The sequence below is a fragment of the uncultured Shimia sp. genome, assembly GCF_913054185.1.
Lineage (GTDB): Bacteria > Pseudomonadota > Alphaproteobacteria > Rhodobacterales > Rhodobacteraceae > Shimia.
The window spans coordinates 1-14,957 of record NZ_CAJXIV010000099.1; the positions used below are offsets into that span (position 1 = coordinate 1).

Genomic DNA, 14,957 nt, shown 5'->3' on the forward strand with positions numbered 1-14,957 from the left:
TCCGCCAGGCTCAACTCGCCCGCCGCCAACAAGGCCCGCGCCGCTTTGTGCACACTCGACGTGGTCCAGCTGGCCTTCTGCCAATCCGGGAACCGCTCTTGGCCAGACAAAGCCGGATCATGCGCAATCCCGGCCTTCTCTGCTGCCAATAACCCGTAAAAACTGGTCTGATGCGCGCCGCCCGCCACATAGGCCTGCTGCGCAGTCTCTTGGTCGCCCATCGCCTCATAAGCGCGGCCCATCCAATAGCCCGCACGCCCCAGCGAAATTGGCGTTTCCACCGATTGCGCAAAATTCAGAAAATGCGCGGCGGCCTCTTCGGGACGGTCCAAAAACCGCAAGGCCAGATAGCCCGCCAGCCACTCACAATCGGAATAAGCATAGCCCGCGTCCGGCGTCAGCTTGTGGGTCGCTGCCAGTGCATATGCAGTCTTATAGTTCCCCGCCCTCATCTGATTGCGGATCAACGAACGACGCCGAGGCGCCCATTCTTCGGGCTCCCCCAAAGTGCCAGCCCGACTGCGCGCCAAAATCAACTCAATTGCGCTGTCATTGCGGTCTTTGCGATGCCGCCAAACAAACCGCTCATGCGCCAATCCCGGATCATCCTGTAAACTGTCCGGTACTGCCGCGATCAAGCCATCCACACCTTTGGCCATGGCCCGCAACCCAAGCCGCGCCTTGGCCAAAGCCACCCAGCCTTCCGGCACATGCACATACATCGCTTCCGAATTCGACGTCCAATTCTTCCACACCATCGCATCCAACCGGGCTGTGTGGTGTGGCTTGAGCAAATCACCATAGCGCGCAAGATAATCCGCCTTGGTGGTGCTATTCATCGCCATGGTGCGCCAAGCTTCCACAATCGTGGCCTGTGCCGCACCGTCCTCACCCGCCTGCGTCAGGACCTTGGCCTGCGCTAACGCCCCTTCGGCGGTCTGCGCTGGGCCATGCACAAAGAACGACAGCGCCATTTCATTGCTCACATCCTCAAACGCCGCCTCGGACTGCTTGCGCAAATACGGCAATCCCGGCCAATCACCACGCCGATCCACAAACGCCAAAACCTGATCCGCCGATCCCTCGCCCGCCCGCAGCCGGTGCCATTCCACAATGTCACGTGTGACCTGATCGGTATCGCGCACCGCTTTGGCCGCGCCATCCCAATCTTTAGCCCGGACAGAGGTCATCGCCGCGCGGAGTTCATCGCGAAACTGTGCATTTGCGGGAACAGCGACCAGCAAGGCCACAAACAGAGTCAGAAAAAGACGCAACATGGCTTGCATTTTCCTATGCCAGACAGGATAGAACCCGCAAGATACGCTGCGCACCGAATGGCCTCAACTCACAATCTTGGCAAGTGGGCAACTTCCCGCTAGGGTCCGCGCGGTTCAACGATATGGGCAATTCCGCCCAGCTACGCATAAAAAGGAGCGTGCCATGTTCAAAGGGTCATACCCCGCACTCATCACGCCGTTTACGAACGGCGAGCTGGATTTGGAAACGCTCAAAAAGATCGTCGAGTGGCACATTGGTGAAGGCACCAATGGCTTTGTCCCCGTGGGCACCACCGGTGAAAGCCCAACGCTGAGCCACGAAGAGCACGAAACTATGGTGAGCGAAGTGGTGAAAGCCGCCGCTGGCCGCGTGCCGGTGATCGCAGGCGCAGGCTCCAACAACACGTTGGAAGCCATTCGCTTTGCCCAGCACGCTGAGAAAGTTGGCGCAGACGGCATCCTTGTGGTGACACCGTACTACAATAAGCCAACCCAACGCGGCCTGATTGCACACTTCACCGCAGTACATGATTGCTGCGAACTGCCGATCATCATCTACAACATCCCGGGCCGCTCGGTGGTCGACATGACGCCAGAAACCATGGGTGAGCTGGCCAAGCTGCCACGTATTGTAGGTGTAAAAGACGCCACCGGCGATTTGGCCCGCCCAAGCCAACAGCGTGCCTCCTGTGGCCCTGACTTCATCCAGATGTCCGGCGAAGATGCCACCGCTCTGGGCTTCAACGCACACGGCGGCGTCGGCTGCATTTCTGTGACCGCCAACGTAGCGCCAAAACTCTGCGCTGAATTCCAAGCCGCCACACTGGCTGGCGACTACGCCAAAGCGCTGGAATATCAAGACAAACTGATGCCTCTGCACGAGGCCATCTTTGTGGAGCCAGGTCTGGTTGGGGCAAAATACGCCATGTCCCGCCTCGGCATGTGCAACGAAGAAGTCCGCCTGCCGCTCACCGGCCTGACCGACGCCACCAAGGCGCAGATCGACGCCGCCATGGCACATGCAGGTCTGCTCTAAAACTGCACTAGTTTATGAGGTCTATGCCTCAAAAGAAAGGCGCCCACCGGGCGCCTTTTTCACGTTTTGTGGTTTAAGAACGCGCCTAGCTCCACATCACAAACCCCACGGCCAAGGTCGCAAAGGCGCCACAAACGACGCCCAGTCCGATCCCGGATACCACCCACGGCCACACAGCCCGCTTGACCTCTGGTTTGCTCTCAGACTGCGCAATCAACGCCGCTTCCACCATCGCTGGCAATCGCGGTCCAAAGCGCGACAGCACCCGCGCTGTCTTGGCCAAATCGCTCAGCATTGCCCGCGGCCCAATGCTCTCCTTGATGTAGTCAGACACCACCGGCTTCGCCACATCCCAGATGTTCACACGGGGGTCCAGTGACCGTGCCACCCCTTCAACCACCACCATGGTGCGCTGCAGCAGGATCAATTCGGTGCGTGTTCCCATGCCAAACCGTTCGGTGACCTCAAACAGGTAGCTCAACAGACGCCCCATCGAAATCCGGGTCGCATCCATACCAAAAATCGGCTCACCTACGGCCCGCAACGCACGTGCAAACTCATCGACATCCTGATCCGCAGGCACATAGCCCGCTTCAAAATGCACCTCGGCCACACGTTTGTAGTCCCGCTGAATAAAGCCATAAAGGATTTCAGCATAGACCCGGCGGGTGTACTCATCGATGTAGCCCATGATGCCAAAATCATAGACAATGATATCCCCGTTGGCGGCGACCTTCATATTGCCCTGATGCATGTCCGCATGGAAATACCCATCGCGCAGCGCATGGTTTAGGAACAGCTCCAAAATCCGACTGCCCAGCGCATGACGATCATGTCCGGCCGCATCCAGAGCATCATTGTCGCCAATGGGCGCACCTTCCGCCCAACCCAGCGTCATCACGCGGCGCGCGGAATGCTCCCATTGAACGGTGGGCACCTGATATCCAGGGTCCTCCGCTGAATTGGCCGCATATTCACTGGCGTTTGCGCTCTCAAGGCGCAGGTCCAGTTCGGATGTCACACCGCGATCAAAATGCTCAATCACATCTCGGGGCCGCAACCGGCGCGAGCCGGGCGACAAAATTTCGATGGTGTTGGCCGCCAGATAAAACGCATCAATGTCTTTGCGAAACGCCTTCTCAATCCCCGGCCGCAGGATTTTCACCGCAACCTCTTCACCGGTTTCCCGCAACCGCGCCCGATGCACCTGTGCAATCGACGCCGCCGCAACCGGTTCCGAAAACTCAGAGAAGATCTCATCCACAGGTCGACCAAGCTCGGACTCAACCTCAGCTTTGGCGGTGGCCAAATCAAACGGCGGCAGCTTGTCCTGCAACACGCGCAACTCGCCAGCCAGATCACCGCCCACCACATCGGGACGGGTCGACAATACCTGACCAAACTTGATGTAAGCTGGTCCCAAAGCGGTCAATGCGCGTGGCAAAGGCGGCGCCTCTGCATCGCCTTTGTAGCCCAGCCATTGAAACGGCCAAACCAATCCACGCAACACGACACGCACCAAAGGGGGTGCCTCAAACGCATCCATCACCACTGTCATGGCCCCGGTGCGCTCCAACGTGGCACCGGTGCGGATCAGTCGGATAATATTGTGCGGCCCTCTCACAGCTTCCAACCCGAATGCAGCGCGGCAATGCCCATCGTCAGATTACGATATTTTGCATTCTCAAATCCGGCAGTTTTTACCATGTCCAGAAACGTGTCCTGATCCGGAAATTTACGGATGCTCTCCACAAGGTACTGATAGCTGTCCCGATCATTGGCAATCGCCTGCCCCATGCGCGGAATGATGTTGAATGAATAGAGGTCATAGACCTTCTGCATCATGTCATTGGGGATTTGGCTGAACTCCAACACCATCAAACGACCGCCCGGCTTCAGAACCCGAAACGCTTCATTCAGCGCTTCCTGAGGGCGTGTCACATTCCGGATGCCAAAGCTGATGGTGTAAACATCAAAGGTGTTGTCCTCAAACGGCAGCGCCATGGCGTCACCAACAACCCAATCCAGGCTCTCCGCCATGTGATCCGCTTCCGCCCTTTGGCGTCCAGCCACCAACATCGGTTCCGTCAAATCACATACGGTGGCATGTCCATGGCCCGCCCGCTTCAGGAATTTGAACGACACATCTCCGGTGCCACCCGCCACATCCAGCAGCTTCTGCCCTGGACGCGGCGCCAGCCAATCCATCATCGCGTCTTTCCAGATGCGGTGAATGCCCATCGACATGACGTCATTCATGATGTCGTATTTGCTGGCAACAGAGCCAAACACGCCCTGAACGCGACCGGCCTTCTCGCTTTCCGGCACGGTTTCAAAGCCAAAATGGGTGGTGTTATTGCTGTCCGCCATGATGCGAAATCCTCTTGGTTGCCACATTCATATAGGGCCGTCCAAACGGGTACAATGCGCTGATTTGGCACCCGCTCCGCAGGTCAAAACTTGGCTTGATCATTCCCAACAACCTCGCGCATGGTCTGATTGTCTTGGAACTCAGAGGTTGGAATGCCTGAACTGCCCGAAGTCGAAACCGTACGCCGTGGCCTGCAACCCACCATGGAAGGCGCCACCATCACCCGTGCCCAAGTCAATCGTCCAGACTTACGCTGGCCGTTGCCCGAGCGGATGGCCGAACGCCTCACCGGTGCCAAAGTCACTCAACTGCGCCGCCGCTCCAAATACATCCTGGCTGACCTCGACACCAACGAATCGTTGCTCATTCACCTTGGCATGTCCGGCCGCATGACAGTGTCGGGCGATCCGCTTGGTCAATTTGCCCACAACCACCCCAAGGCCGAGAAACACGACCACGTGGTCTTTGACATGGACAATGGCGCACGCGTCACCTTCAACGATCCCCGTCGTTTCGGCGCGATGGATCTCTTGCCTAGCAACAATACCGAAACACACCCGCTGATTGCCAAGCTTGGCCCGGAACCTCTCGGCAATGATTTCCACGAATCCTACCTCGCTGACCGACTCACCAATAAAAACACACCGATCAAATCCGCGTTGCTCGATCAGCGCATCGTGGCCGGCCTGGGCAACATCTATGTCTGCGAGGCCCTATTTCGCGCAGGCATAGCGCCCAAACGCAAAGCTGGGGCAATTTCCAAGCCGCGCGCACACAGTCTTGTACCCATTATCCGCGACGTGCTGCAGGAGGCCATCGAGGCCGGGGGAAGTTCGTTACGTGACTTTCGCCAAGCTGACGGCGAACTGGGATATTTTCAACACAGTTTTGGCGTTTACGGACGGGAGGGGGAACCCTGCAAAACCCCCAATTGCACTAGCAAAATATGCCGAATCACCCAGTCCGGTCGCTCGTCGTTCTACTGCCCGCAATGCCAAAGATAGCTTGATCCAACTTCCTCAAATGGTAATGAATCACTCCTGACCGGAACAATGAAAGCATAACTCATGGCTTTTGAGACGATCATCGTCGATATCGAAGACCACGTTGCCCTTATCAAGCTAAACCGCCCAGACGCGCTGAACGCTCTGAGCCAACAGCTGATTGGCGAACTTCAGGACGCGCTGGAAAGCGCAGATGCCAACGACAAGGTGCGCTGCATCGTCATCACTGGCTCGGAGAAAGCCTTTGCCGCTGGTGCCGACATCAAAGAGATGTCCGCGATGAGCTTTGCAGATGTGAACCTCTCCAACCTGTTTGCCGAGTTTGGCGACCGTATCCAAGACATCCGCAAGCCCGTGATCGCAGCCGTGTCCGGCTATGCTTTGGGTGGCGGCTGTGAGCTGGCGATGGCCTGTGATTTCATCATTGCCTCCGAGACCGCCAAATTTGGCCAGCCAGAGATCAATCTTGGCGTGATCGCCGGCATTGGTGGCAGCCAGCGCCTGACCCGCGCGGTGGGCAAGTCCAAATCCATGGACATGAACCTCACCGGCCGCTTCATGAACGCCGAAGAAGCTGAGCGTTCTGGCCTGGTGAGCCGGGTTGTGCCTGCCAAGAAACTGATGGAAGAAACCATGAGCGCGGCACAAAAGATTGCGGAGAAATCTCTGATCGCAGCCCGCACCGCCAAAGAGGCGGTGAACCGCAGCTTTGAAAGCTCTCTGCGTGAAGGACTGCTGTTTGAGCGCCGCGCCTTCCACTCGCTGTTTGCAACAGAAGATCAGAAAGAAGGCATGGCCGCCTTTATGGAAAAACGCGAAGCGCAATTCCGCGACCGCTGATTCTTCTAATAAAGTTTTGAGAGGCCCCCGCACGCCGGGGGCTTTTTGTTTTTAGGGGTGCGGCAAGACGGCAGTTGACCCGCTCAACAAACAAGCGCAGAAAACTGACAAAACTAGTCAGAAATGAAACACCCCAATGTATCGCTCTCTCGCTATTGCATGTGTGCTCGCCTCTTCGCCAGCTTTGGCGGAAGACGTCCCCACCACTTTGGAAGCCCTCGGTGAACGCCTGTTCTTTGATGTGAACCTGTCGGCCAACCGCACCCAATCCTGCGCCACCTGTCACGATCCGGAGCGCGGCTTTGCTGATCCACGCGGCATGGCCTCAATTGGGGATGACGGCGAGTCGCTTGGGGACCGCAACGCGCCCAGCGCCGCCTATGCGGCCTTCACGCCGGAATTTCACAAAAACGCCGACGGCATTTGGGCCGGAGGTCAATTCTGGGATGGCCGTGCCAACCGCCTCGAAGACCAGGCTGGCGGGCCACCGTTGAACCCCATAGAAATGGGAATGGCAGACGACGCTGCGGTGGTCGCCCGCCTTCTGGAAGACCCGATCTATTCACAAGCCTTCCCTGCCTTGTTTGACGCTGACGTGCTCAGTGATCCAACAACCGGCTACACCGCCATGACCGACGCCATCGCCGCCTTTGAGCGCACCGAAGTGTTTGCGCCGTTTGACAGCAAATATGACCGCTTCTTGCGAGGCGAAGTGGAGCTCACGCGTGAAGAGGATCTGGGCCGCGTCCTGTTTTTCTCTGAGCAGTTCACCAACTGCAACCTGTGCCACCAACTTGGCAAAAACGCGATGGACCCGCAGGAGACGTTCACCAATTACGAGCACCACAACATTGGTGTGCCGGAAAACCGTGCCCTGCGTGACCAAAACGGCGTGAAACCCGGCACCGTGGACGTTGGCCTTGCGGCTCATCCTGACATGGAGGGCAACCCCACTCTGCGCGGGAAATTCAAAACACCCACGCTGCGCAACGTGGCCGTCACCGGCCCCTATATGCACAACGGCGTGTTTGAAGACCTGCGCACGGTGGTGCTGTTTTACAATCAGTTCAACACCACGGACGAAAAGCGCCGCACCAACCCGGAAACCGGCAAGACCTTCCGCATGCCAGCCGTGCCTGCGACCCTCGCATTTGAAGAGCTCACCCATGGCCCTGCTCTGGATGATCAACGCGTCGATGCCATTGTCGCCTTCCTCGAAACTCTGACCGATGCACGGTACGAGCACCTGCTAGAAACCGAATAAGCTCTATTTTGTATGTAGTTTTGAGTGCGAGACATTCCGCCGCACTCAAAAGTATACCAAATTAATAAGGATTGACTAAGGTGACAAAAGTAGTCAGTTATGCGAGCAATTCGCAACAGGGATGAAGTCCATGACTCGTACATTTTTGACCACCTCCGCGGCTGTGCTCGCACTGACCGCGCCAGCATTTGCCGCCAACAAAGCGGATGTTGTTGCCAACTACGCCGACATCGCCGCCGCCAAATACGAAGACAGCCTGATCACAGCCAAAACACTGCAGGCCGCCGTGAACGCGCTGATCGAAAACCCATCCGCCGAGGCGCTGCACAATGCACAGGGCGCATGGCTGGCCTCCCGCGTTCCGTACCAGCAAACTGAAGTTTATCGTTTCGGCAACGCCGCTGTGGATGACTGGGAAGGCAAAGTGAACGCTTGGCCATTGGACGAAGGTCTGATCGACTATGTGGACGCTGCCTACGGTGGCCCGTCTGACGAAAACCCACTGGCCGCGCTGAACGTGATTGCCACCCCTTCCTTTGAAGTGTCTGGCGCAACTGTAGACGCTGCAGATATCACCCCAGCCCTGCTGGAAAGCCTGCACGAGGCAGACGGCGTTGAAGCCAACGTTGCCACCGGCTACCACGCCATCGAATTCCTGCTCTGGGGCCAGGACATGAACGGCCACAACCACGGCGCGGGTGACCGCCCTTGGACCGACTTCGCAGCCGGCGACGCCTGTACCGGCGACAACTGTGACCGCCGTGGCGCCTACCTGAAAGCCGCGACCGATCTGTTGGTCTCCGATCTGGAATTCATGGCCGCTCAGTGGTCCACAGACGGCGAAGCCCGTGCCACCGTGACTGGCAACGCAGACGCAGGCATCGTCGCCATCCTGACCGGCATGGGCTCCCTGTCTTACGGCGAGCAAGCCGGTGAGCGCATGCGCCTTGGCTTGCTGCTGAACGATCCGGAAGAAGAGCACGACTGCTTCTCCGACAACACCCACAACAGCCACTACTACGATGGTCTGGGCATCCAGAACGTCTACCTTGGTGAATACGTGCGTGTAGACGGCTCCCTTGTATCCGGTCCATCCGTGTCTGACCTTGTGTCCGAAGTGAACGCAGATCTGGACGCAGAGCTGCAAGCCAAGCTCTCCACCACCATGATGTCGCTGGGCCGCATCAAAACCGCCGCAGAGGCAGGTTTCTCCTACGACCAAATGCTGGAGCGCGGCAACGCAGCTGGCGAAGCGCTTGTCATGGGGGGCGTAGACGGTCTGGTGGATCAGACCAAATCCATCGAAGCCGCTGTGACGGCACTTGGTCTGGACAACCTGGCGTTTGAAGGCTCCGACAGCCTCGACAACCCAGACGCTGTGTTCCACTAATACCAACGTCACCAACGTAAGACATCTGAGGGGCGGCCATCCCGCCGCCCCTCTTTTCAATTCAAGGCCCCGCCAATGCGACTTTCCTCCGCCACGGTCTTTTGCGCTCTTATTGCTGGCACTTCCGTCCACGCCCTGGATGATCGCCACCTCAACGTTGTGCCCCGCACCGACGCCGAGACTCAGCGCATCCAAGATGTCACCGCAACGCCCACCGATTTTTCCCAACCGCAAAAGTTTGAATCCCGCCCCGGCGGTGCAGCCACCGTCCCAGCACGATCCGACGCGTTTGCTTTCAAACAGCCCTCCGCCAACCTGAGTAAAGAAGATGGCCTCACCTTTCGCATGGGTGAAGCGATGTTTGACAAACTCTGGGTCTCTTCCCCCAGCTCCACCTTGGCCTCTGACGGCCTTGGCCCGCTCTATAACGCCCGAAACTGCCTTGGCTGCCATCAACGTGCCGGACGCGGCCACGCCCCCGATAGCCCTGATGACGACGCGCTGTCTCTGGCGATCAAACTGGCCGTCCCCGGCGAACAGGGCGACCAAATCCATCAAATCGAAGACTACCTCGCCACCCGCCCAGAGCCGACCTACGGCAGCCAAATCCAAGATTTCAGCCTGCCTGGCCACCCGGCTGAAGCGCGTATCGAAGTCACTTTTGACGAATTTGACGTCTCTCTCTCTGGCGGCGAGGTCGCAACCCTGCGCCGCCCATCTTACGCCTTTCAAGACCTCGGCTATGGGTCGCTGCGCCCTGACGTGATGTTCAGCCCGCGCGTCGCGCCGCAAATGATTGGCCTCGGCCTGCTGGACGCCATCCCCGCTGATGACATCCTTGCAAACGCCGATCCCGAGGACGCAAACGGCGATGGCATCTCCGGGCGCCCCAACATCACATGGTCGGTTGAATACCAACGCCCCATGCTGGGCCGCTTTGGCCTCAAAGCGGGTGCGCCCACCCTGCGCCAACAATCCGCTGCGGCCTTTGCCGCCGACATCGGCATCTCCACCCCTTTGTTTGAAGCAGGCCACGGCGACTGCACCACCGCGCAAACTGACTGCATCAACAGCCCCCATGGCGACGGCGATGTGCGCGTGTTTGAGGTGGATGAGATCGGCCTCGATCTTGTGACCTTCTACAGCGCCAACCTCGCTGTACCCGCCCGCCGAGATGTAGACGATCCCGAGGTGCTGCGCGGCAAAGAAGTATTCCACACAACCAGCTGCGCCTCCTGCCACACGCCGTCTTTTGTAACCCACCGGCTCGAAGACCAGCCCGCCCAAAGCTTCCAACTGATCTGGCCCTACACCGACATGCTGCTGCACGACATGGGGCCAGAATTGGCCGACAACCGCCCCGAAGGCCGCGCATCCGGTCAGGAATGGCGCACACCGCCGCTCTGGGGCATCGGCCTCACCAATCAGGTGTCCGGCCACTCGAAATTCCTGCACGACGGTCGCGCCCGGAACATCCTCGAAGCCATCCTGTGGCACGGCGGTGAAGCGCAAGCTATGAGGGACACCGTGGTCACCATGCCACCTGAAGACCGTGCCGCACTCATCCGATTCATCGAAAGTCTCTGACCATGCGCCTGCTAGCCCTGACCACCTCATTCCTGCTTGCGCAACCCGCATGGGCGCTGGATCCCGCGGCACTGGTGGACACGGCAATCAACAGCCACATCTTGCCCGGCTTCACCACTCTGACCGAGGCCACCGGTACCCTCAAAAACACCGCCACTGAGGACTGCGCCAGCGACTCCGCCACCTTGCGCGCCGCCTATCACGAAGGCTTTGACGCCTGGATGGCCGTCAGCCACCTGCGGTTTGGCCCCACCGAAGAAGATGAGCGGGCTTTCTCTCTCGCCTTTTGGCCCGACACCAAGGGCTTTACGCCCAAATCCCTCTCCAAACTGATCACCTCTGAAGACCCCGCCGTTTTAAACGCAGAGGCCTTCGCTGAGGTCTCTATCGCCGCACATGGCTTCTTTGCTCTGGAGTTTCTGCTCTATGACGACCGCATCCAATCCCTAGGAAGTGACGCCTACCGCTGCACGCTGATCCAGGCCGTCACCAATGACATCGATCGCAACGCCAACGCCATTTTGGCGGATTGGCACACCGGCTACGCTGATCTCATGCGCACCCCGTCAAAAGATGGCCGTTACACCACCGATCTTGCCGCCGTGGCCGAGCTTTTCAAAACACTCGACACCGGCCTGCAATTCAACGAAGAGGCCCGCCTCGGGCGTCCCCTGGGCACCTTTGACAAACCCCGCCCCCTGCGCGCCGAAGCCCGCCGCTCAGAGCGCAGCCTGCAAAACATCACAGTGTCGCTCGCCTCTTTGGAGCAGCTCGCGCGCATCCTCGCAGCACAAACACCGACTCCAGCCAAATCGCTCAAAGGCGCCTTTTCTCTGGCCTTGGGGCACGCCACAGAGTTGGAAGATGACCCAAGCTTTGCTGGCGTTGCCAACATTCAGGGCCGCCTGCGCGTCGAAATCCTACAGCAATACATCGGCAATATTCGCAGCTTTGTCCTGTTAGAACTTGGCCCAGCCCTCGACGTGACCGCAGGCTTCAACGCTCTGGACGGCGACTGATGGTCACCCGCCGCCGCATGCTCGCAGGCCTTGCCGCCACCAGCCTCCTGCCCAGCGCCGGCTGGAGCAGCGTTGGCACGCCAGACTACCTTTCCGCCGCCCGCACACAGAACGGCACATACCTCTTGGCCGGCCTCACAGTTGCAGGCGAGATCACCTTCACCATCCCTCTGCCCGCCCGCGGCCACGCTGCTGCCGCCCATCCGGAGCGCGCTGAAGCTGTTGCATTTGCACGCCGCCCCGGCACATTTGCTTTGGTGATGGACTGCCGCGATGGCACGATTATCCTCACCCTGACCGCCCCGGAAGGCCGCCATTTCTACGGCCACGGCGCTTTCTCGGCAGACGGCAGCACGCTTTTCACGTCCGAGAATGACTATGAAGCAGGAGAAGGCCGCATCGGCCTCTGGGACATCACCCAAAACTACACCCGCATTGGCGAGTTCTCTTCCGGCGGGGTTGGCCCGCATGACCTCAAACTCATGCCAGATGGGGAGACCTTGGTTGTTGCCAACGGCGGCATCGAGACCCACCCCGACATGGGCCGCAGCAAGCTCAACATCCCGGTGATGCAACCCAATCTCAGCTATGTCAGCTTGGCCGGAGAAATCCTGGAACAGATCGAGCTGACTGCACGCCTGCACAAAAACTCCATCCGCCACCTCGCCGTGCGTCAGGACGGCATGGTCGCTTTTGCGATGCAATGGCAAGGCAGCAAATCCGACACCCATCCCCTGCTTGGCCTGCACCAACGCGGCAGCAAAGCGAAGCTCCTCTCCGCGTCACCAAAAGCGCAGCAGCAACTGCAAGGCTACGCCGGCAGCGTGGCCCTCTCAAACGATGGTGGCCTTGTGGCAATCACCTCACCACGCGGCAATGTCTTACATGTTTTTGACACCGAGACCGGCCAGCCCAGCGCGATCCTTTCGGCAAAAGATGTCTGTGGCATTGGCCCAACGGCAACAGGGTTTCTCTTCACCACCGGAACGGGCCACATCGGCACGCTTTCCGAGGAAACCGCGCAGCACCCCCTGCAATGGGACAACCACCTGATCGACATTTCACACAATAGGTAGCCCCACAGACCTAGGCCTCAGCCTTCCGATCTGACAAAAACAAATCCAGCACCACTGGAATGGCTTTGAACTCCTTGGACCGCCCCTCTGGTCGCTTTTGCAGAGGTTTGGTCACCCAATCAGCCCACTGAAACCACCAACACCAGCGCTGCGCCAAGGGCCAAATCGCCGTATCTGCAGCCGCGCGATAAGCCGCCATCGCATCTGGCAACACTCCCCGCATTTCCGGCGAATGCGCGGCGACATTAAACGCAAAAACCACCAGATCCCGCGCCTGCCCAACCGGCGTGTTGTTTTGATGCTTGTAGCGCTCAAAATCAAGCAGCAGCATCTGCCCATCCACCTGGCACATATCTTTGGGACTGGGCCGCCCATGCGCAAATCCCAACTTGTGAAAGTTTGCCAACATCACACTCGCGTCCAGCAACATCTGATCGCGTTTGGAAACGTCTCCTTCGCGCTCCAGCAACTTGCGCAAATCCAGCCCACAATCCGGCAACACCAGAAAGTCGCATCCTTCCGCAACCAAGTGTGGCACCGGTGCCTGCGCCGCATTCATCTCATGATAGGCCTGCCGCTCCCGCTCAAAAGCTTTGCGCGGATCACCTTTCTGCAAACGGTATCGCAGATCCAACTGCTCCACCCGCTTGATCCAGAACACTCGATCGTCAGCTTCAATCCGCTCCACCCGTGGCCCGTCTTGCTGCGCACGGTTTTCGAGCAACTCTCGGAGGCCTTTGCTGACATTTTGGGGGGCTTTGTTTTCCATGGCCGATACTTAGGATGTCGCAGCCCGCCCGTAAAGGCACACACTCTTGGAGCCCCGCTTGCGCAACGCCACGCCGGAATATCAACAATCCCGCGCGAAACATTGAAACACGTCACACAAAGCCGTAAGTGCTTGTCATCAGAGACATAGAGGCACACATGGCAAATTTTCTGTATCAAAATGACCTGCCTGACGACCTGGACCTAGGCCCGGTGGTTGCGATTGACTGCGAAACCATGGGGCTCAACCCCCACCGGGACCGGCTGTGTGTTGTGCAAATGTCCGGCGGCGACGGCAACGCGCATCTGGTGCAAGTTGCCAAGGGTCAGGCCGAAGCGCCCAACCTTTGCAAAATGCTCGAAGACCCAAACGTGCTGAAACTCTTCCACTTTGGCCGTTTTGACATTGCCGCGATGTATCACGCCTTTGGTGCCCTGACCGCCCCAGTCTACTGCACCAAAATTGCTTCCAAACTGGTCCGCACCTACACCGACCGCCATGGCCTGAAAAACCTACTTCAAGAGCTTCTGAGCGTCGACGTCTCCAAACAACAGCAAATGAGCGACTGGGGGGCAAAAACCCTTACCGATGCGCAGCTCGACTATGCCGCCTCTGATGTGCTCTATCTGCACGGCTTGCGCGAGAAATTGAATGAACGCCTTGCGCGCGAAGGTCGCACCGAAGTGGCGCAAGCCTGCTTTGATTTCCTGCCAGCCCGCGCCAAACTTGATCTGGCCGGCTGGCCGGAACAGGATATCTTTTCGCACTAACGGAGCCGCCCCATGACGGACGCCGACAAACAGACTTTTCTGGACACCGCCCGGCGTGTGATCTCGATCGAAACCGCCGCCCTTACCGCCCTCGGTGATGGTCTCGGCGCGGAATTTGGCGAGGCTGTTGCGCTGCTTCTATCCGCCAAAGGCCGGGTGATCATCTCCGGCATGGGCAAGTCGGGCCACATCGCCCGCAAAATTGCGGCCACCTTTGCCTCCACTGGCACCCCGGCGCATTTTGTCCACCCAGCTGAGGCCAGCCATGGCGATCTTGGCATGATGGCGCAGGGCGACGTGGCGCTGGTCTTGTCCAACTCCGGTGAAACGCCCGAGCTGGCCGACCTTGTGGCCTACACCCGCCGCTTCAACATCCCGCTGATCGGCGTCGCCAGCCGAGCGGACAGCACGTTGATCAAACAAAGTGATGTGGGCCTCATTCTGCCCAAAGCCGAAGAAGCCTGTGGCACCGGCGTTGTGCCCACCACCACAACCACCATGACCCTCGCCTTGGGCGATGCCTTGGCCGTGGCGCTGATGGAGCACCGCAGATT

The 14,957-nt window shown here is 58.8% G+C and carries 13 protein-coding genes and 1 pseudogene; 10 read left to right on the forward strand and 4 right to left on the reverse strand.

What is annotated here, in order from left to right; genetic code table 11:
- Positions 1-1,277, reverse strand: a pseudogene (locus tag QZ517_RS16810) (lytic transglycosylase domain-containing protein); the annotation flags it as partial.
- 163 nt (positions 1,278-1,440) lie between these two features.
- Here QZ517_RS16810 and dapA point away from each other — a divergent pair.
- Positions 1,441-2,313 carry a 4-hydroxy-tetrahydrodipicolinate synthase gene (gene dapA / locus QZ517_RS16815; protein ID WP_283424332.1) on the forward strand — a complete coding sequence of 291 codons (873 nt, stop codon included), beginning with the start codon at positions 1,441-1,443 and terminating at the stop codon, positions 2,311-2,313.
- An 85-nt stretch (positions 2,314-2,398) separates the two neighbouring features.
- Here dapA and ubiB read toward each other — a convergent pair whose 3' ends face one another.
- Together ubiB and ubiE are read right to left on the reverse strand one after the other, a co-directional pair.
- Entirely contained in the window at positions 2,399-3,937 is a 1,539-nt protein-coding gene (gene ubiB / locus QZ517_RS16820) for a 2-polyprenylphenol 6-hydroxylase (RefSeq protein ID WP_294229018.1), read from the reverse strand.
- Entirely contained in the window at positions 3,934-4,686 is a 753-nt protein-coding gene (ubiE, locus tag QZ517_RS16825; RefSeq protein ID WP_294229050.1) for a bifunctional demethylmenaquinone methyltransferase/2-methoxy-6-polyprenyl-1,4-benzoquinol methylase UbiE, read from the reverse strand. Before ubiE ends, ubiB begins: the two co-directional genes overlap by 4 nt.
- Positions 4,687-4,836: 150 nt before the next feature.
- On the opposite strand from ubiE, the gene mutM reads away from it, so the two are divergent.
- From mutM to QZ517_RS16860, 7 genes are all read left to right on the forward strand, one after another.
- Positions 4,837-5,688, forward strand: a complete 852-nt coding sequence (gene mutM, locus QZ517_RS16830) for a bifunctional DNA-formamidopyrimidine glycosylase/DNA-(apurinic or apyrimidinic site) lyase (protein ID WP_294229021.1) — start codon at positions 4,837-4,839, stop codon at positions 5,686-5,688.
- 63 nt (positions 5,689-5,751) lie between these two features.
- Entirely contained in the window at positions 5,752-6,528 is a 777-nt protein-coding gene (locus QZ517_RS16835) for an enoyl-CoA hydratase (RefSeq protein ID WP_294229024.1), read from the forward strand.
- Positions 6,529-6,664: 136 nt separating this feature from the next.
- A complete protein-coding gene (locus QZ517_RS16840) occupies positions 6,665-7,792 on the forward strand; it encodes a cytochrome c peroxidase (RefSeq protein ID WP_294229028.1) in 1,128 nt (375 codons plus the stop codon).
- Between the two features lie 130 nt (positions 7,793-7,922).
- Positions 7,923-9,182: an imelysin family protein gene (locus QZ517_RS16845; RefSeq protein WP_294229031.1), complete on the forward strand. Its 1,260-nt coding sequence runs from the start codon at positions 7,923-7,925 to the stop codon at positions 9,180-9,182.
- 75 nt (positions 9,183-9,257) lie between these two features.
- The gene (locus QZ517_RS16850; RefSeq protein ID WP_294229034.1) at positions 9,258-10,769 is read left to right on the forward strand and encodes a di-heme oxidoredictase family protein; all 1,512 of its coding nucleotides are present in this window, start codon (positions 9,258-9,260) and stop codon (positions 10,767-10,769) included.
- A gap of 2 nt (positions 10,770-10,771) precedes the next feature.
- Entirely contained in the window at positions 10,772-11,788 is a 1,017-nt protein-coding gene (locus QZ517_RS16855) for an imelysin family protein (RefSeq protein WP_294229036.1), read from the forward strand.
- Positions 11,788-12,864 carry a DUF1513 domain-containing protein gene (locus QZ517_RS16860; protein WP_294229038.1) on the forward strand — a complete coding sequence of 359 codons (1,077 nt, stop codon included), beginning with the start codon at positions 11,788-11,790 and terminating at the stop codon, positions 12,862-12,864. Before QZ517_RS16855 ends, QZ517_RS16860 begins: the two co-directional genes overlap by 1 nt.
- A 10-nt stretch (positions 12,865-12,874) precedes the next feature.
- On the opposite strand, the gene QZ517_RS16865 is transcribed toward QZ517_RS16860, so the two are convergent.
- On the reverse strand, positions 12,875-13,633 hold the full coding sequence (locus QZ517_RS16865) for a hypothetical protein (protein ID WP_294229041.1): 759 nt from the start codon (positions 13,631-13,633) through the stop codon (positions 12,875-12,877).
- 158 nt (positions 13,634-13,791) lie between these two features.
- Here QZ517_RS16865 and QZ517_RS16870 point away from each other — a divergent pair, with 158 nt between their 5' ends.
- Together QZ517_RS16870 and QZ517_RS16875 are read left to right on the forward strand one after the other, a co-directional pair.
- The gene (locus QZ517_RS16870; protein ID WP_294229045.1) at positions 13,792-14,403 is read left to right on the forward strand and encodes a ribonuclease H-like domain-containing protein; all 612 of its coding nucleotides are present in this window, start codon (positions 13,792-13,794) and stop codon (positions 14,401-14,403) included.
- Positions 14,404-14,415: 12 nt separating this feature from the next.
- A partial coding sequence (locus QZ517_RS16875; protein WP_294229048.1) for an SIS domain-containing protein occupies positions 14,416-14,957 on the forward strand: 542 nt, incomplete at its 3' end.

Excerpts from the sequence above, each read along its gene's own strand:
- QZ517_RS16870 (WP_294229045.1), top strand. The coding sequence starts at position 13,792 with ATGGCAAATTTTCTGTATCAAAATGACCTGCCTGACGACCTGGACCTA.
- QZ517_RS16850 (WP_294229034.1), top strand. The coding sequence starts at position 9,258 with ATGCGACTTTCCTCCGCCACGGTCTTTTGCGCTCTTATTGCTGGCACT.
- mutM (WP_294229021.1), top strand. The coding sequence starts at position 4,837 with ATGCCTGAACTGCCCGAAGTCGAAACCGTACGCCGTGGCCTGCAACCC.
- QZ517_RS16845 (WP_294229031.1), top strand. The coding sequence starts at position 7,923 with ATGACTCGTACATTTTTGACCACCTCCGCGGCTGTGCTCGCACTGACC.
- QZ517_RS16835 (WP_294229024.1), top strand. The coding sequence starts at position 5,752 with ATGGCTTTTGAGACGATCATCGTCGATATCGAAGACCACGTTGCCCTT.
- QZ517_RS16860 (WP_294229038.1), top strand. The coding sequence starts at position 11,788 with ATGGTCACCCGCCGCCGCATGCTCGCAGGCCTTGCCGCCACCAGCCTC.
- dapA (WP_283424332.1), top strand. The coding sequence starts at position 1,441 with ATGTTCAAAGGGTCATACCCCGCACTCATCACGCCGTTTACGAACGGC.
- QZ517_RS16855 (WP_294229036.1), top strand. The coding sequence starts at position 10,772 with ATGCGCCTGCTAGCCCTGACCACCTCATTCCTGCTTGCGCAACCCGCA.
- QZ517_RS16865 (WP_294229041.1), bottom strand. The coding sequence starts at position 13,633 with ATGGAAAACAAAGCCCCCCAAAATGTCAGCAAAGGCCTCCGAGAGTTG.
- QZ517_RS16840 (WP_294229028.1), top strand. The coding sequence starts at position 6,665 with ATGTATCGCTCTCTCGCTATTGCATGTGTGCTCGCCTCTTCGCCAGCT.